This window comes from Streptomyces sp. NPDC050416 (assembly GCF_044458845.1).
In the GTDB taxonomy this organism is placed as follows: domain Bacteria; phylum Actinomycetota; class Actinomycetes; order Streptomycetales; family Streptomycetaceae; genus Streptomyces.
In genome coordinates, this window is the sequence record NZ_JBITII010000001.1 from 910,356 (window position 1) to 927,310 (window position 16,955).

General features: G+C 70.1%; 13 protein-coding genes. 10 read left to right on the plus strand and 3 right to left on the minus strand.

Annotated features, from left to right (window positions below; translation table 11 throughout):
- Positions 1–73: 73 nt before the first annotated feature.
- Positions 74–2,464: an MFS transporter gene (locus tag ACIBL4_RS04115; protein WP_399406263.1), complete on the minus strand. Its 2,391-nt coding sequence runs from the start codon at positions 2,462–2,464 to the stop codon at positions 74–76.
- Positions 2,465–2,619: 155 nt separating this feature from the next.
- Positions 2,620–3,063, minus strand: a complete 444-nt coding sequence (locus ACIBL4_RS04120; protein ID WP_059423111.1) for an SRPBCC family protein — start codon at positions 3,061–3,063, stop codon at positions 2,620–2,622.
- A gap of 170 nt (positions 3,064–3,233) precedes the next feature.
- On the opposite strand from ACIBL4_RS04120, the gene ACIBL4_RS04125 reads away from it, so the two are divergent.
- The 3 genes from ACIBL4_RS04125 (at position 3,234) to ACIBL4_RS04135 (ending at position 6,688) form a co-directional block, all read left to right on the plus strand.
- Positions 3,234–4,274 carry an Rv2578c family radical SAM protein gene (locus ACIBL4_RS04125; protein ID WP_399406265.1) on the plus strand — a complete coding sequence of 347 codons (1,041 nt, stop codon included), beginning with the start codon at positions 3,234–3,236 and terminating at the stop codon, positions 4,272–4,274.
- A gap of 160 nt (positions 4,275–4,434) precedes the next feature.
- Positions 4,435–6,030 carry an alpha/beta hydrolase gene (locus ACIBL4_RS04130; protein WP_399406268.1) on the plus strand — a complete coding sequence of 532 codons (1,596 nt, stop codon included), beginning with the start codon at positions 4,435–4,437 and terminating at the stop codon, positions 6,028–6,030.
- 112 nt (positions 6,031–6,142) lie between these two features.
- Entirely contained in the window at positions 6,143–6,688 is a 546-nt protein-coding gene (locus ACIBL4_RS04135) for a GNAT family N-acetyltransferase (RefSeq protein WP_399406270.1), read from the plus strand.
- A 2-nt stretch (positions 6,689–6,690) separates the two neighbouring features.
- On the opposite strand, the gene ACIBL4_RS04140 is transcribed toward ACIBL4_RS04135, so the two are convergent.
- Positions 6,691–7,266: an adenylosuccinate lyase gene (locus ACIBL4_RS04140; RefSeq protein ID WP_399406272.1), complete on the minus strand. Its 576-nt coding sequence runs from the start codon at positions 7,264–7,266 to the stop codon at positions 6,691–6,693.
- A 392-nt stretch (positions 7,267–7,658) separates the two neighbouring features.
- On the opposite strand from ACIBL4_RS04140, the gene ACIBL4_RS04145 reads away from it, so the two are divergent.
- The 7 genes from ACIBL4_RS04145 to ACIBL4_RS04175 all read left to right on the plus strand — a co-directional run bounded on the left by ACIBL4_RS04145 (position 7,659) and on the right by ACIBL4_RS04175 (position 16,856).
- A complete protein-coding gene (locus ACIBL4_RS04145) occupies positions 7,659–9,464 on the plus strand; it encodes a 3-hydroxyacyl-CoA dehydrogenase family protein (protein WP_399406274.1) in 1,806 nt (601 codons plus the stop codon).
- 136 nt (positions 9,465–9,600) lie between these two features.
- On the plus strand, positions 9,601–10,410 hold the full coding sequence (locus ACIBL4_RS04150) for a TetR family transcriptional regulator (RefSeq protein WP_356039888.1): 810 nt from the start codon (positions 9,601–9,603) through the stop codon (positions 10,408–10,410).
- 379 nt (positions 10,411–10,789) lie between these two features.
- Complete coding sequence (gene ccrA, locus ACIBL4_RS04155; RefSeq protein ID WP_399406276.1) at positions 10,790–12,133, plus strand: crotonyl-CoA carboxylase/reductase; 1,344 nt, start codon at positions 10,790–10,792, stop codon at positions 12,131–12,133.
- 10 nt (positions 12,134–12,143) lie between these two features.
- Positions 12,144–14,171, plus strand: coding sequence for a protein meaA (locus ACIBL4_RS04160; protein ID WP_399406278.1), 2,028 nt, complete (start codon positions 12,144–12,146; stop codon positions 14,169–14,171).
- Positions 14,168–15,130, plus strand: coding sequence for a CoA ester lyase (locus ACIBL4_RS04165; RefSeq protein ID WP_010038783.1), 963 nt, complete (start codon positions 14,168–14,170; stop codon positions 15,128–15,130). The genes ACIBL4_RS04160 and ACIBL4_RS04165 overlap by 4 nt, the downstream gene beginning before the upstream one ends.
- A 5-nt stretch (positions 15,131–15,135) precedes the next feature.
- Positions 15,136–15,648: a MaoC family dehydratase gene (locus ACIBL4_RS04170; RefSeq protein WP_030843910.1), complete on the plus strand. Its 513-nt coding sequence runs from the start codon at positions 15,136–15,138 to the stop codon at positions 15,646–15,648.
- 2 nt (positions 15,649–15,650) lie between these two features.
- Positions 15,651–16,856 carry an acyl-CoA dehydrogenase family protein gene (locus tag ACIBL4_RS04175; RefSeq protein WP_399406280.1) on the plus strand — a complete coding sequence of 402 codons (1,206 nt, stop codon included), beginning with the start codon at positions 15,651–15,653 and terminating at the stop codon, positions 16,854–16,856.
- Positions 16,857–16,955 lie beyond the last annotated feature (99 nt).

Consider the following 16,955-nt stretch of genomic DNA (forward strand, 5'->3'; position numbering starts at 1 on the left):
CGCCGTGTGCGGCAACGGGGGAATTGGTCGCGCGGGGTGCGCACCGGCGTGCGACCCCGCGCGCCGGTGCGGGTCAGTCCTCGTGTCCGAGCTGGAGGTCCCGCTCGGTGCGGCCGCCTCCGGCGACCTGGAGGACGGTGGCGACGGGCGGGTAGCCGGCGGCGATGACGGTGTACTCGCCGGAGGACAGGTCGACGAACCGGAACGTGCCGTCGGGCCCGGTGGTGAGGGTGTCGACGACGTTGCCCGCCACGTCGAGCAGCGTCACCCGCGCGTCCTCCACGGGCCGTCCGCCGCCCGCCCGGACCGTGCCGCGCAGCAGGGCGCCGCCGGCCAGTTCGATGTCCCGGCGGGTCTCGCGGGCGGCCTGGACGGTGACGGGGAGCGCGGCCGGGCGGAAGGCGGGGGCGCTGGCGGCGAGGGTGTACTCGCCTGCCACCAGATCGGTGATGACGTAGCCGCCCTCGCGGCCGCTGCGGGTGGTGGCCACCACCTCTCCGTGCGCGTTGGTGAGCGTGACGCCGGCGTCCCGTACGGGGGTGCCGTCGGCGGTGACCACGGTGCCGACGAGGTTGCCCGCGCCGCCGAGGACGATGTCCAGTTCGACGGGGCGCTCGCCCACGGTCACGGAGACCGCCTGCGGCTGGTGGCCGCCCGCGGCGGCGATCAGCACGTAGGAGCCGGGCCCCGGAGTGGCCAGCGCGTAGCGCCCGTCCTCACCGCTCGCGCCGCGCCCGGTCTGCCGGCCGGTGGCGTCGATGAGGGTGAGCGCCGCGCGGGGCACGACGGTCCCGTCGTGGTGCTGCACCGAGCCGCAGACGGGGATCCCGGCGGTGTGCGGAGCGCGGGCCTGCGGGATCGGGGTGCTCCCCGGCTCCGTGTACAGGTCTGTGACGGATGCGTGGTGGGACACCAGGGGTTTCTCCTTGAGGAAGAGGGCGATGACCAGCCCGAGGGCCAGCACCGGCACCAGGTAGAGGAAGATCCGCGGCATGGCGTCGGCGTACGCCCCGATGTAGCCGTCGCGCAGCCTGGGGGGCAGGGCGTGCACGAGCTGCGGGGTGAGGGACTCGGGGTCGGGGAGCCGGTCGCCCGCGCGCGTGGGCAGGTGATGGGCCAGGGCGTCGGCGAGCCGGCCGGCGAGGAACGCGCCGAGGACGGCGGCCGAGACGCTGCCGCCGATCTGCCGGAAGTAGTTGTTGGCGCTGGTCGCGGTGCCCAGGTCGGCGGGGCGCACGGAGTTCTGCACGGCGAGGATCAGCGCCGGCATCACCATGCCGATGCCGGCGCCGAGGACGGCCGTCCAGACGCTGTAGTGCAGCCGGGGCGTGTCGGCGTCGAGGCGGGACAGCAGCCACATGCCGGCGGCGGAGAGGGCGCAGCCGAGGATCGGGTAGGCCTTGTAGCGGCCGGTGTGGCTGATGAGCTGACCGGCGATGACGGAGGCACCGACGATGCCGGCCGTCATGGGCAGCATGAGCAGGCCCGACTCGGTGGCGGAGACCCCGTCGACCATCTGGAGGTAGGTCGGCAGATAGCTGGCGGCCCCGAACAGCCCGGCTCCGGTCACCAGGCCGACCAGGCCGGTGACGTTGAAGACGGAGTCCCTGAACAGCCGCAGGGGGATGAGGGGTTCGGCGGCGAAGTGCTCGGCGACGAGGAAGAGGACGGTCGCCACGGCCGCTCCGGCGCCGAGGCCGAGGATCACGCGCGAGTCCCAGGCGTACTCGGTGCCGCCCCAACTGGTCAGCAGGACCAGGCAGGTGGAGGCGGCGGTCAGCAGCAGCGCGCCGAGGAGGTCCAGCCGGGCCTTGCCCGCCGGTTTCGGCAGCTTCAGCGCGATGGCGACGACGGCCAGTGTGACCAGGCCGAAGGGCACGTTGACGTAGAAGCACCAGCGCCAGGAGAGATGGTCGGTGAAGTAGCCGCCCAGCAACGGCCCGGCCACGGAGGCGAGTCCGAAGGCGGCGCCGATCAGGCCCAGGTAGCGGCCGCGCTGCCGGGCGGGCACGATGTCCGCGATGATCGCCTGGACACCGATCACGAGGCCGCCCGCGCCGGCGCCCTGGAGGGCGCGGAAGGCGATCAGCTGGTCCATGGTCTGCGCCCGGCCCGCGAGCGCGGAGCCGGCGACGAAGACGACGATCGCGAACTGGAAGACGCCCTTGCGGCCGAGCAGGTCGCCGAGCTTGCCGTAGACCGGCAGTCCGACCGTCGCGGTGAGCAGGTAGGCGGTGATCGCCCAGGACATCCGGTCCAGGCCGTGCAGCTCACCGACGATCTTCGGGAGCGCCGTGGCGACGATCATCTGCTCCAGGGCGGCGAGGAGCAGGGCCGGCAGGAGTGCGAGGAAGACCAACCGCACTCTGCGCGGGCTCAGTTCGACGGCCGGGGCCGGCGGCGGGGCGGGAGGTTCGGGAGGTGCCACCGCCGGTTCGTCCTGCGCCAGAGTGATCCCGCCCACCTACCGCTCCCCTCGTCGCGCTGCCGCACAATTCCCGCGTAAAAGCGACAACTACGAGCAAGCGCGACGAGTTACGGCACAGGAGCGAGCCGTACGGACATCACTCGAACCGGTGAGGGGCACAACGGCCCTTCAGTATTTGCGCCTTGGGAAGGCTACTTCTCGACCTCGGCGGCGAGTCGGGCGAGCAGCGCGTCGTAGATCCGGCCGAGGCCCTTGGGCGCGAAGGTCTTCTCGAAGAAGCCGCCGATACCGCCGGCGCCGGTCCAGGTGGTGGTCACGACGACCCGGGACCTGCCGTCGCCGGCCGGGGTGACCCGCCAGGTGGTGACCATGGAGGAGTTGCGGTCCTTCTCGACCAGCTCTCCGTCCGTGGGCTCACTGACCTCCAGGAGGCAGTCGCGCACGCGCTTGCTGGTGGCCTGGAGCTTCCAGTGGACGAGGGTGCCCTCGCCGTCACCGCCCTCGCGGACCTCGTACTCGCTGAACTGCTCGGGCAGCAGCTTCGCGCGCGTGCCGCTGTAGTCGGCGAGGGCGTCGAACACCGTCTCCGCGTCCGCCGCGACGATCCGCTCCGTAGTGGCCTCGACCTGCGCCATCGCTTTCCTCCAGGACATGGGTTCTCGGGGGTTGGGGGCAAGCCAACCACCCCGCTGCCCGGCCCCCCAAATCGGGGTCGCCCAACCCGGTCGCACCCGTTCGGAAACACCCTCGCACGATCAAGGGAACATGTGTTCTATTCTGTGGTCAGTGCTACCGAGGAGGCGTCATGCGCTGGGACAACCTCACCGAGGACTCCGAACACAGCCGGGCCGACGCCGCGCTGTTCGGCGCGGACGCCGTCACCACCCGCACCTTCGACACGCCGGAGTTCGCGGGAATCACCTTCCACGAAATCCGGGCCCGCTCGATCATCAACCGGGTGCCGGCGGTCTCCCGGATGTCGTTCCAGTGGACCGTCAATCCCTATCGCGGCTGCTCACACGCGTGTGTGTACTGCTTCGCGCGCAAGACGCACAGCTATCTCGACCTCGACACGGGCCTGGGCTTCGACTCCCAGATCGTGGTGAAGACCAACGCGCCGGAGCTGCTGCGCCGGCAGCTCGGCTCGCGCCGCTGGCAGGGCGAGCACATCGCGATGGGCACGAACGTCGACTGCTATCAGCGCGCCGAGGGCCGCTACCGCCTGATGCCGGGCATCATCTCGGCCCTGCGTGATCACGCGAACCCCTTCTCGATCCTGACCAAGGGCACCTTGATCCTGCGCGACCTGGACCTCATCAAGCAGGCCGCGGAGGTGACCGACGTCGGCATCTCCGTGTCGGTCGGCTTCACCGACCAGGAGCTGTGGCGGACCGTCGAGCCGGGCACGCCCGCGCCGGAGCGGCGCCTGGAGGTCGTACGGACCTTCGGCGAGCACGGCATCGGCTGCGGGGTGCTGATGGCGCCGGTCATCCCGTTCCTGAGCGACCAGCCGGACCGGCTGCGGGCCACCGTACGGGCGATCGCGGCCTCCGGCGCCACGTCCGTCACCCCGCTGGTGCTGCATCTGCGGCCGGGCGCCCGCGAGTGGTTCATGACCTGGCTGGGGCAGCACCACCCCCACCTGGTGCCACGCTACGAGCGGCTGTACGCGGCGGGCTCCTACGCCCCGAAGTGGTACCAGCGCCGGATCACCCGTCAGGTGCACGAGCTGGCCGAGGAGTACGGCATCGGGCCGACGCGCGCGGGGATGCCGCGCCGGATCCGGCCCCCGGAGCCGGCCGGGGAGCCCCCGGTGTCCGGGCCGACACAACTCTCGCTCCTTTAAGGCGTTCCAGCGCATCCCTTGAGGAGCGTTCGAGCGTATCCGAAGATCCATCCGGGTCATGACAGTGATGGAATGAGCTCTTCCAGGACTCCTCTCCGGGACGATGCGGCGAGGACGGTGACCCTCGCGGTCCTCCATCCCGCCGTCCTGGGAGGACTCCATGAGAAAACGCGCAGCCGCGCTGTGCGGCGCCGCCGCCGTCATGGCCGGTACCCTCACGGCCGTTCCCGCCGAGGCGAGCGCACCGCGCACCGCGGAGCCCGTGCACTCCGCGGAACCCGTCGAGGAATCCACCGCGGAACCCACCTGGAAGAACTGCGCCACCAAGAACTACCCGACGCTCCAGTGCGCGTCCCTGAAGGTGCCGCTCGACCACCGCAGGCCACACGGCCGGCGGATCACCCTCGCCCTGTCCCGCGTCCCGCACACCGCCAGGACCTACCAGGGCCCGCTGCTGGTCAACCCCGGCGGCCCCGGCGGCAGCGGTCTGGCGCTCGCCGGGTTCGTCGCGTCCGCGCTGCCCGGGAAAGTGGCGGCGCAGTACGACGTCATCGGGTTCGACCCGCGCGGCGTGGGCAAGAGCCGGCCCGCGCTGGACTGCCGCCCCGGCCACTTCGCCCCGGTGCGCCCGGACTCCCTGCCGACGACACCCGCGATCGAGCGGGCCAACCTCGCCCGCGCCGAGTCCTTCGCGAGGGCCTGCGGCAAGAAGTACGGGCGTCTGCTGCCGTACCTGAACACCATCAGCGCCGTGCGCGACATGGACGCCATCCGGAAGGCCCTGGGCGCCAAGCGGATCAACTACCTCGGTTACTCGTACGGCACCTACCTGGGCGCGGTCTACGCCAAGCTCTTCCCGGAGCGCGTCCGGCGCCTGGTCCTGGACTCGGTCGTCGACCCCACGGAGGTCTGGTACGACGCCAACCTCAACCAGGACCTGGCCTTCAACGACCGCCACCGCGCCTTCCTGGCCTGGGTCGCCGAGCACGACGCGACGTACCGGCTCGGCACCGACCCGGAGCGGATCGAGGCCAGGTGGTACGCGATGCGGGCGGCGCTGGCGAAGAAGCCGGCGGGCGCCAGGGTGGGGGCGGCGGAGCTGGAGGACACCTTCATCCCGGGCGGCTACCACAACGGCCACTGGCCGCGTCTGGCCGAGGCGTTCGCGGCCTACGTGAACGACGGGAAACCCGAGCCGCTGGTCGAGGCGTACGAGGCCCTCGGTGCCCTCGACGCCTCCGGCGCCAACGGCTACAGCATCTACACCTCGGTGCAGTGCCGGGACGCCGGCTGGCCGCGCGACTGGCACCGGTGGCGCGAGGACAACTGGGCGGTGCACGAGAAGGCGCCGTTCATGACCTGGAACAACGCCTGGTACAACGCGCCGTGCGCGTTCTGGCCGGCGGACTCGCTGAAGCCGGTGAACGTCGCCAACGGCAAACTGCCACCCGCCCTGCTGTTCCAGGCGACCGGCGACGCGGCCACCCCTTACGAGGGCGGTGTCACCGTCCATCATCTGCTGGCGGACTCCAGCCTGGTGGTCGAGGAGGGCGGCGGCAACCACGGCATCACGCTGAGCGGGAACACCTGCCTGGACGAGCATTTGGCGGCGTACCTCTCCGACGGCACGGTGCCGCGCGGCCACGGCGAGGCGGACGCGGTGTGCGAGGCACTGCCCGACCCGAAGCCGGCCGCCGGGAACGCGGCCTCCTCGAAGGGCTCGACGCTGCACGGCCTGCTCGGCTTCCGAGGCTGAACTCGAGTGAGCTCCCCTGCAGCTCCACGCGAAGCAGCGGCACACCTTCGACCGCCTGACGACGGAGGCGATCAAGGACGGCGACGCCCCCGCCATGGTCCACCATGGGCCCATGAGTGAGTCGACCAGTACAAGCAAGCTCCGGATACGGGAGATGACGTTCGCCGACTGCGACCGCGTCGCCGAGATCCGCATCCGCGGCTGGCAGAGCGCGTACCGGGGGCTGATACCGCAGTCGTACCTGGACGGGCTCAGCGTCGCGGAGGACGCCGAGCGTCGTCGCGGGCATCTGGCGCAGGCCGACGACAACGTGGTGAACCTGGTCGCCGAGGACAGCGGCGGCGAGGTCGTCGGCTGGGCCTGCCACGGTTCGTACCGGGACGGTGAACTCCTCATGTCCAACGCCGAGTTGTACGCCCTCTACGTCCACCCCGACCGGGTGGGACACGGCGTAGGGCAGGCCCTCCTCGCGGAGTCCGTCGCGCGCTGCGCCGCCGCGGGCCACGGCCGGCTGCTCCTGTGGGTCCTCAAGGAGAACGGCCGGGCCCGCCGGTTCTACGAACGGGCCGGCTTCGAGGCGGACGGCGCGGAGGAGCCCTTCGAGGTGGACGGTGTCACGGTCCCCGAGGTGCGGTACGCACGCGCGCTCCCCCGCTGATCTCACCGCTGTTTCGGAATCCGCCCCAGCGCCCGCACCGCCGCCTCCGCCAGCACCGGATGCGCGAGGGCCTCGTTCAGCACGGGTCTGGCCCGCGCGTCGCCCAGCGTGCCGAGCCCGTCCACGCAGGCGAGGGCCACGCGGCGGTACGGGTCGTGCGGGCGCAGCCGTCGCTGGAGGGTGGTGATCAGGGCGGGCACGGCCTCCGGGGCGCGCAGGTCGACCAGGAGCCGGACGGGGTGGAGGGCGTAGGCGACCCGCAGTTCGTTGGTGGCGAGGGCGGCGGCCGCGCGGGCGGTGCGCGGGTCGCCGAGCCGGGCGAGGGCGTACGCGGCGGAGGCGCAGCGCGGCGGATCACGGTGGTTGAGCAGCAGCACCAGGGACTCGAAGGCCCGCCGGTCCCCGGCGAGTCCCAGCCGGAAGGCGGCCAGCTCCCGCGCCCACAAGGACTGCCCGGGTTCGGTCAGCACCGCGGCCAGGGCGTCGAGGTCGTCGGTCGCCACGAGCCGCTCGAAGGCGGGCGACGCCCCCGACTCCTGCCGTAAGCGCTCCGTGAGTGATCGCAACTCTTCGTCCATGTCTGAGAGATTAGGGGCTGGCGCGAGCCGCGCGGGACGTACATCACAAACACGAGGGCTGGCGCGCTCGTTACCCGCGAGTTAAGCTCAGACGAGCGAGTTACCCACTCGTATCTCCTCGCGGCGGTCTGGTGACGCGGCCACCGCGAGAGCAGTCGGTTCGGTACATCGGTACCGCAGTACGGCTCGGCCCCGGGACAGGGCCGGTCGGAACCGCCGTTCACCGGGCGTGTGCACGCCCGGCCCGACGGCACCGGGCGTGTGCGCTCGCAGCCCGGCCAGCACCCGCACTTCTCACGCACCCGGTGCGCCCGGGACCGGCCCCTGCCGGTCCGTACTCCGGCGCACCCGGGACGCGTTCCCCGTCGTCACCCTCATCCTGGAGTCCCGCGATGGCCACTCCCCTGTCCGACCCGTCCCTGTCCCCGCTGCGCACCATCGCCGTCGTCGGTCTCGGCACGATGGGCACCGGCATCGCCGAGGTCCTCGCCAAGGCCGGCCGCGAGGTCGTCGGCATCGACATCAGCGAGGCCCAGGCCGCGAAGTGCGTCGCCGCCCTGGAGTCCTCCACCGCCCGTGGCGTGGAGCGCGGCCGGCTGACCGAGCAGGAGCGCACGCAGATCCTGGAGCGCGTCCGTACCTCCACCGACCTGCGGGCCGCGGCCGACGCCGACCTTGTCATCGAGGTGGCGCCGGAGTCGTACGAGGTCAAGCACCAGATCTTCCGGGAACTGGACGGGATCGTGCGCCCCGAGACGATCATGGCGACGGGCACCAACGCCCTGTCCGTCACCCGGCTCGCCGCCGACTCCGCCCGTCCGGAGCGGGTGCTGGGCCTGCACTTCTTCAACCCGGCGCCGGCCATGAAGCTGGTCGAGGTCGTCTCCTCGGTGCTGACCGCGCCGGCAGCCGTCGCGGCGGTCACCGATCTCGCCCTCGACCTGGGCAAGGAGCCCGTCGCGGTCGGCGACCGCCCCGGGTTCGTCGCCGACGGCCTGCTGTTCGGCTACCTCAATCAGGCCGCCGCGATGTACGAGGCGAAGTACGCCTCCCGTGAGGACATCGACGCCGCGATGCGGCTGGGCTGCGGCCTGCCGATGGGCCCGCTGGCGCTGCTCGACCTGATCGGTGTCGACACCGCGCGCACGGTCCTGGAGGCGATGTACGCCGCGTCCCGCGACCGGCTGCACGCCCCGGCGCCGATCCTCAAGCAGCTGAGCGAGGCCGGCCTGACCGGCCGCAAGGCGGGACGCGGGTTCTACACGTACGAGGCGCCGGGCAGCGGCACCGTCGTGCGGGACGCGCTGACCCCGCTGGAGGGCGGCGACCTGGCCCCGGGCCGGGAGGTCCGCTCGGTCGGTGTCGCGGGCTCGGGCACCATGGCCTCCGGTATCGCCGAGGTCTTCGCCAAGGCCGGGTACGAGGTCGTGCTGGCCGCCCGCAGCGAGGAGAAGGCCCGGGCCGCGAAGGCCCGCATCGGCAAGTCCCTGTCCCGCTCGGTCGACAAGGGCCGGATGACCGCCGAGGCCGCCGCGCAGACCCTGGACCTCATCACGCCGACGGGCACGTACGACGACTTCGCGGGCGTCGACCTGGCCGTGGAGGCCGTCGCCGAGGACCTGGAGGTCAAGCGGCAGCTGTTCGCCGCGCTGGACAAGGTCTGCAAGCCGGGCGCGGTGCTGGCCACCACCACCTCGTCCCTGCCGGTCGTCGCCTGTGCCCGGGCCACCTCGCGCCCGCAGGACGTGATCGGCATGCACTTCTTCAACCCGGCGCCGGCCATGAAGCTGGTCGAGGTCGTCCGTACGGTGCTGACGGCCGACGACGTCCACGCCACGGTCCGCGAGGTCTGCGGCCGGATCAGGAAGCACCCGGTCGACTGCGGGGACCGCGCGGGCTTCATCGTGAACGCGCTGCTCTTCCCGTACCTGAACAACGCGATCAAGATGGTGCAGGAGCACTACGCGTCCCTCGACGACATCGACGCGGCGATGAAGCTGGGCGGCGGTTACCCGATGGGCCCGTTCGAGCTGCTGGACGTCGTCGGACTCGACGTCTCGCTCGCCATCGAGAAGGTCCTGCACCGCGAGTTCCGCGACCCGGGGCTCGCCCCGGCACCGCTCCTGGAGCACCTGGTGGCCGCGGGCTGCCTCGGCCGCAAGACCGGCCGTGGCTTCCGCGAATATGCCAAGCGCTGACGGTCCCGGCGACTGGTTCCGGTCCGGCGCGGAGTGGGGCGGCCTGCTCGGCCCGGACCGGTTCCCGCCGCCCCAGGGCGGCGGCGGAGAACCAGGTCACGCGCAGCGAGCTGCGCACATGCAGTACGTTCAGGGCATGTCCCAGCCCGCCAAGTCCTCACGTACATCGGCTACGACCGACGCGCCGGAAAGTGCCGCAGGCTCTCGCGCCGCCGCCCAGCGGCTCAAGATGCGCCGGGAACTGGCGGCCGCCGCGATGGAGCTGTTCGCGACCAAGGGCTACGAGGCGACCACCGTCGACGAGATCGCGGCCCAGGCCGGCGTCGCCCGCCGCACCTTCTTCCGCCACTTCCGCTCCAAGGAAGAAGCGATCTTCCCCGACCACGACGACACCCTGGTCCGGGCCGAGGCGGTGCTCAACGCCGCGCCCGCGCACGAGCATCCGCTCGACACGGTGTGCCGCGGCATCAAGGAAGTCATGAAGATGTACGCGGCCCGGCCGGAGATCTCGGTCGCCCGTTACAAGCTGACGCGCGAGGTGCCGACCCTGCGCGAGGCGGAGATCGCGTCGGTGGCCCGCTACGAGCGCCTGTTCACCCGCTATCTCCTCGGTCACTTCGACGAGCGCGCCCACGCCGACGACGCCAACGACGACCCGCTGCTCGCGGAGGTCGCCGCGTCCGCCGTGGTCACCGCCCACAACCACGTCCTGCGGCGCTGGCTGCGGGCGGGCGGACAGGGGGACGTGGAGGCGCAGCTGGACCACGCCTTCGCGATCGTGCGCAAGACGTTCGGCACGGGGATCGGGGCCGGGCGCTCCACGGAGGCGCAGCCGGCCGCGGCGACGACCTCGGCGCAGGGTGAGGTGCTGGTGACCGTCGCCCGGACCGACGCCCCGCTGGACGAGGTCATGCGGACGATCGAGCAGGCCCTCAAGGAGCGCTGAGCGGCTCCCGTTCCTGTGATGACGGCCACCCCACGGGGTGGCCGTTTTGGCATGTCAGGGGCCGTTTTGCAGGCCCTTGACGAGGCCGTTCGATCGATCATCGCTCATTTGTTACGTAAAGATTTCATCTGAGAGAAAGTTCTGGCACTCAGTGCCTTGCGAGGTGACACGCGGTGTCATACGTTGAAGAGGTCCGGGCGACGTCCCAGCAAGCCCAGCGCCTGCCCGCCCGGACGCCTGCGTCACAGGCAACCTCCCGCGCCACCAGCGCTGCCGAACAGCACCACCGCCGAACCGACGGCACACCCCCGACCCTCAGCAGCACCGACGTAACCATCGGCGCCCCTCCCTCAGGGCGCTCACCGCCGGAGGCAACACCGTGACCGTTAAGGACATCCTGGCCGCGATCCAGTCGCCCGACTCCACGTCGGAGGACTTCGCCGCCCTCCCGCTCCCCGAGTCGTACCGCGCGATCACCGTGCACAAGGACGAGACGGAGATGTTCGCCGGGCTCGCCACGCGCGACAAGGATCCCCGCAAGTCGATCCACCTGGACGAGGTGCCGCTGCCCGAGCTCGGCCCGGGCGAGGCCCTGGTGGCCGTCATGGCCTCCTCGGTCAACTACAACTCGGTGTGGACCTCGATCTTCGAGCCGCTGTCGACGTTCGGCTTCCTGGAGCGCTACGGCCGCACCAGCGAGCTGGCCAAGCGCCACGACCTGCCGTACCACATCATCGGCTCCGACCTCGCGGGCGTCGTCCTGCGCACCGGCCCGGGCGTCAACGCCTGGCGGCCCGGCGACGAGGTCGTGGCGCACTGCCTCTCCGTCGAGCTGGAGTCCAGCGACGGCCACAACGACACGATGCTCGACCCCGAGCAGCGGATCTGGGGCTTCGAGACCAACTTCGGCGGCCTCGCCGAGATCGCGCTCGTGAAGTCCAACCAGCTGATGCCCAAGCCGGACCACCTCAGCTGGGAGGAGGCCGCCGCCCCGGGCCTGGTCAACTCCACCGCCTACCGGCAGCTGGTCTCCCGCAACGGCGCCGGCATGAAGCAGGGCGACAACGTGCTCATCTGGGGCGCGAGCGGCGGACTCGGCAGTTACGCCACCCAGTTCGCGCTGGCCGGCGGCGCAAACCCGATCTGTGTCGTCTCCAGCGAGCAGAAGGCGAACATCTGCCGCTCGATGGGCGCCGAGGCGATCATCGACCGCAACGCCGAGGGCTACAAGTTCTGGAAGGACGAGAACACCCAGGACCCGAAGGAGTGGAAGCGCTTCGGCAAGCACATCCGCGAGCTCACCGGCGGGGAGGACATCGACATCGTCTTCGAGCACCCCGGCCGCGAGACCTTCGGCGCGAGCGTCTTCGTCACCCGCAAGGGCGGCACCATCACCACGTGCGCCTCCACCTCGGGCTACATGCACGAGTACGACAACCGCTACCTGTGGATGTCCCTGAAGCGCATCATCGGCTCGCACTTCGCCAACTACCGCGAGGCCTGGGAGGCCAACCGGCTCATCGCGAAGGGCAAGATCCACCCCACCCTGTCGAAGGTGTACTCCCTGGAGGACACCGGCCAGGCCGCCTACGACGTGCACCGCAACCTCCACCAGGGCAAGGTCGGTGTGCTGTGCATGGCCCCCGAGGAGGGGCTGGGCGTGCGCGACCAGGAGAAGCGCGCCCAGCACCTCGACGCCATCAACCGCTTCCGGAACATCTGAGGGCCGCTGGATGACAGAGCGTCAGAAGGACCGTCCGTGGCTCATGCGGACCTACGCCGGTCACTCCACGGCCGAGGCGTCCAACGAGCTGTACCGGCGCAACCTCGCCAAGGGCCAGACGGGTCTGTCGGTGGCGTTCGACCTGCCGACACAGACCGGCTACGACTCCGACCACATCCTCGCCCGCGGCGAGGTCGGCCGGGTCGGCGTGCCGATCGGGCACGTCGGTGACATGCGCCGGCTGTTCCAGGGCATCCCCCTGGAGCAGATGAACACCTCGATGACCATCAACGCCACGGCCATGTGGCTGCTGGCGCTCTACCAGGTCGTCGCCGAGGAGCAGGGTGCGGACATCACCAAGCTCCAGGGCACGACCCAGAACGACATCGTCAAGGAGTACCTGTCCCGGGGGACGCACGTGTTCCCGCCGGTGCCGTCGCTCCGTCTGACGACGGACATGATCGCGTACACGGTCTCCCACATGCCGAAGTGGAACCCGATCAACATCTGCAGCTACCACCTGCAGGAGGCGGGCGCCACGCCGGTCCAGGAGATCGCGTACGCGATGTCCACCGCGATCGCCGTCCTCGACGCCGTGCGCGACTCGGGGCAGGTGCCCCAGGAGCGCATGGGCGACGTCGTCGGCCGGATCTCCTTCTTCGTGAACGCGGGCGTCCGCTTCATCGAGGAGATGTGCAAGATGCGGGCGTTCGGCCGCATCTGGGACAAGATCACGCGGGAGCGGTACGGCATCGAGAATCCCAAGCACCGCCGCTTCCGCTACGGCGTCCAGGTCAACTCCCTGGGCCTGACGGAGGCCCAGCCGGAGAACAACGTCCAGCGGATCGTCCTGGAGATGCTGGCCGTGACCCTCTCCAAGGACGCACGCGCGCGTGCCGTGCAGCTCCCCGCCTGGAACGAGGCCCTCGGCCTGCCCCGCCCCTGGGACCAGCAGTGGTCGCTGCGCATCCAGCAGGTGCTGGCGTACGAGAGCGATCTGCTGGAGTACGACGACATCTTCGAGGGCTCGAAGGTCATCGAGGCGAAGGTGACGGAGCTGGTCGAGGCCTCGCTCTCGGAGATCGACCGCATCCAGGAGATGGGCGGCGCGATGGCGGCCGTCGAGTCCGGCTACCTCAAGTCGCAGCTGGTGGCCTCGCACGCGGAGCGCCGGGGCCGGATCGAGTCCGGCCAGGAGAAGATCATCGGTGTCAACGCCTTCGAGGGCACCGAGCCGAACCCGCTGACCGCCGACCTGGACACCGCGATCCAGACGGTCGACCCGGCGGTCGAGGCCCGCGTCATCGCCGCGCTCCAGCAGTGGCGCGACAGCCGCTACCAGCCGCCCTTCAACCACCCGCGGCCCTGCAAGGCGCTGGAGCGGCTGAAGGAGGCCGCCCGGGGCACCGAGAACCTCATGGAGGCCACCCTGGAGTGCGCCCGCGCCGGGGTCACGACCGGCGAGTGGGCGGGGGCCCTGCGCGAGGTGTTCGGCGAGTTCCGGGCGCCCACGGGTGTCTCCTCGGCGCCGGTGGCGGTCCCCGCCGAGGAGGGCAGCACGCTGGCCCTGGTGCGCCGCAAGGTGGATCTGACGGCCAAGGACCTGGGCGTGGGCAAGCTGCGCTTCCTGGTCGGCAAGCCGGGCCTGGACGGCCACTCCAACGGCGCCGAGCAGATCGCGGTGCGCGCGCGTGACGCCGGCTTCGAGGTGGTCTACCAGGGCATCAGGCTGACGCCCGAGCAGATCGTGGACGCGGCCCTCGCCGAGGACGTGCACGCGGTCGGCCTGTCCATCCTGTCCGGCTCGCACGCCCAGCTGGTGCCGGACGTGCTCGAACGGCTGCGTGTGGCCGGTGCCACAGACATCCCGGTGATCGCCGGTGGCATCATCCCGAACGGGGATGCCGAGCAGCTCAGGGCAGCCGGAGTGGCCGCGGTCTTCACCCCGAAGGACTTCGACATCACCGGAATCATCGGCCGCATCGTCGACGAGATCCGGAAAGCGAACAAGCTCGACCCCCTGGAGGTCTCCGCATGACCACGGTCAACCGCCTTCGCCCCCGGCGTTCCTGCCTGGCGGTACCGGGCTCGAACCCCCGCTTCCTGGAGAAGGCGCAGGGCCTCCCGGCGGACCAGGTCTTCCTCGACCTGGAGGACGCGTGCGCCCCGCTCGCGAAGCCCGAGGCGCGGCACACCATCGTCAAGTTCCTCAACGAGGGCGACTGGACGGGCAAGACGCGCGTGGTCCGGGTCAACGACTGGACGACCGAGTGGACGTACCGCGACGTCGTGACGGTGGTCGAGGGCGCCGGCCAGAACCTCGACTGCATCATGCTGCCGAAGGTGCAGGACGCCCAGCAGATCGTCGCGCTGGACCTGCTGCTGACCCAGATCGAGAAGACGATGGGCTTCGAGGTCGGCAAGATCGGCATCGAGGCGCAGATCGAGAACGCCCAGGGCCTGAATAACGTCAACGAGATCGCGCAGGCCTCCCAGCGCGTCGAGACGATCATCTTCGGCCCGGCCGACTTCATGGCGTCCATCAACATGAAGTCGCTGGTCGTGGGCGAGCAGCCGCCCGGCTACCCGGCGGACGCCTACCACTACATCCTGATGAAGATCCTGATGGCCGCCCGCGCCAACAACCTCCAGGCGATCGACGGCCCCTACCTCCAGATCCGCAACATCGACGGCTACCGCGAGGTCGCCCAGCGTGCGGCCGCGCTCGGCTTCGACGGCAAGTGGGTGCTGCACCCGGGCCAGGTCGAGGCGTCCAACGAGATCTTCTCGCCGTCCCAGGAGGACTACGACCACGCCGAGCTGATCCTGGACGCGTACGACTACTACACGTCCGAGGCGGGCGGCAAGAAGGGCTCGGCGATGCTCGGCGACGAGATGATCGACGAGGCCAGCCGCAAGATGGCCCTGGTCATCGCGGGCAAGGGACGCGCCGCCGGGATGCGGCGCACCAGCAAGTTCGAGATCCCGGAGGCCTGAGCGCGATGCAGTTCGGACGCACCTACGAGGAGTTCGAGGTCGGGGCGACGTACAAGCACTGGCCGGGCAAGACGGTCACGGAGTACGACGACCACCTGTTCTGTCTCCTCACCATGAACCACCACCCGCTCCACATGGACACGAACTATGCGGAGAAGACGACGGACTTCGGCAAGAACGTCGTCGTCGGGAACTACATCTACTCGCTCCTGCTCGGCATGTCCGTGCCGGACATCTCCGGCAAGGCGATCGCCAACCTGGAGATCGAGTCGCTCAAGCACGTGGCGCCGACCTTCCACGGCGACACGATCTACGGCCAGACGACCGTGCTCGACAAGTGGCCGTCGAAGTCGAAGAACGACCGCGGCATCGTCTATGTCGAGACCAAGGGCTACAAGCAGGACGGCACGCTGGTCTGCGTGTTCCGCCGCAAGGTGATGGTGCCGACCGAGACGTACATCAAGGAGCGCGGCGGCGAGCAGCCCGGCCGCCCCGAGCTCAGGGAGCAGGAGAAGTAGCCATGGCGCGACTCGCCCAGACCGCCGGTCTGACGGACATCCAGCAGGAGATCCTGTCCACCGTCCGGGACTTCGTGGACAAGGAGATCATCCCGGTCGCGACCGAGCTGGAGCACCGCGACGAGTACCCCCAGCAGATCGTCGACGGGCTGAAGGAGTTGGGCCTGTTCGGCCTGATGATCCCCGAGGAGTACGGGGGTCTGGGCGAGTCGCTCCTGACGTACGCGCTGTGCGTGGAGGAGATCGCCCGCGGGTGGATGTCGGTGTCCGGCATCATCAACACGCACTTCATCGTGGCGTACATGCTCAAGCAGCACGGCACGCAGGAGCAGAAGGACCACTTCCTGCCGAGGATGGCGGCCGGCGACGTCCGGGGCGCGTTCTCGATGTCGGAGCCGGCCCTCGGCTCGGACGTGTCGGCGATCACGTCGAAGGCGGTGAAGGACGGCGACGAGTACGTCCTGAACGGCCAGAAGATGTGGCTGACCAACGGCGGAACATCGTCTCTCGTGGCCGTTCTGGTGCGAAGTGACGAAGGTCACCCCGAGGGCACCGCGCCCCACAAGTCGATGACGACCTTCCTCGTCGAGAAGGAGCCCGGCTTCGGCGAGGTCCGCCCCGGCCTCACCATCCCCGGCAAGATCGACAAGATGGGCTACAAAGGTGTCGACACCACCGAGCTCATCATGGATGGCCTGCGGATTCCCGCCGATCGTGTGCTCGGCGGGGTCACCGGCCGCGGTTTCTACCAGATGATGGACGGCGTCGAGGTCGGCCGCGTGAACGTGGCGGCGCGTGGCTGCGGCGTCGCTCAGCGTGCGTTCGAACTCGGCGTCCAGTACGCGCAGCAGCGTCACACCTTCGGGAAGCCGATCGCCCAGCACCAGGCGATCCAGTTCAAGCTGGCCGAGATGGCTACCAAGGTCGAGGCCGCGCATGCGATGATGGTGAACGCAGCTCGCAAAAAGGACTCCGGGGAACGAAACGACCTTGAAGCCGGTATGGCGAAGTATCTCGCTTCCGAATACTGCAAGGAGGTCGTGGAGGACGCCTTCCGGATCCACGGCGGCTACGGCTTCTCCAAGGAGTACGAGATCGAGCGCCTCTATCGTGAGGCACCGATGCTGCTGATCGGTGAAGGTACCGCCGAGATCCAGAAAATGATCATCGGCAGGCGGCTGCTCGAGGAGTATCGATTCCAGGGCTAGATGTCCGGATACGGGGTGTTTTCTTGGAGAAGAAGATCACACCCCGTCAGCACTCTTCGGCGGCCGACTCGGCTGCCTGGCTTACCCAGTTAGGGCCCC

What these genes read in the sequence shown, in the direction of transcription:
- ACIBL4_RS04175 (WP_399406280.1), top strand. Translation starts at nt 15,651, where the DNA reads ATGGCGCGACTCGCCCAGACCGCCGGTCTGACGGACATCCAGCAGGAG.
- ACIBL4_RS04140 (WP_399406272.1), bottom strand. Translation starts at nt 7,266, where the DNA reads ATGGACGAAGAGTTGCGATCACTCACGGAGCGCTTACGGCAGGAGTCG.
- ACIBL4_RS04145 (WP_399406274.1), top strand. Translation starts at nt 7,659, where the DNA reads ATGGCCACTCCCCTGTCCGACCCGTCCCTGTCCCCGCTGCGCACCATC.
- ACIBL4_RS04160 (WP_399406278.1), top strand. Translation starts at nt 12,144, where the DNA reads ATGACAGAGCGTCAGAAGGACCGTCCGTGGCTCATGCGGACCTACGCC.
- ACIBL4_RS04165 (WP_010038783.1), top strand. Translation starts at nt 14,168, where the DNA reads ATGACCACGGTCAACCGCCTTCGCCCCCGGCGTTCCTGCCTGGCGGTA.
- ACIBL4_RS04125 (WP_399406265.1), top strand. Translation starts at nt 3,234, where the DNA reads ATGCGCTGGGACAACCTCACCGAGGACTCCGAACACAGCCGGGCCGAC.
- ACIBL4_RS04120 (WP_059423111.1), bottom strand. Translation starts at nt 3,063, where the DNA reads ATGGCGCAGGTCGAGGCCACTACGGAGCGGATCGTCGCGGCGGACGCG.
- ACIBL4_RS04130 (WP_399406268.1), top strand. Translation starts at nt 4,435, where the DNA reads ATGAGAAAACGCGCAGCCGCGCTGTGCGGCGCCGCCGCCGTCATGGCC.
- ACIBL4_RS04170 (WP_030843910.1), top strand. Translation starts at nt 15,136, where the DNA reads ATGCAGTTCGGACGCACCTACGAGGAGTTCGAGGTCGGGGCGACGTAC.
- ACIBL4_RS04135 (WP_399406270.1), top strand. Translation starts at nt 6,143, where the DNA reads ATGAGTGAGTCGACCAGTACAAGCAAGCTCCGGATACGGGAGATGACG.
- ACIBL4_RS04150 (WP_356039888.1), top strand. Translation starts at nt 9,601, where the DNA reads ATGTCCCAGCCCGCCAAGTCCTCACGTACATCGGCTACGACCGACGCG.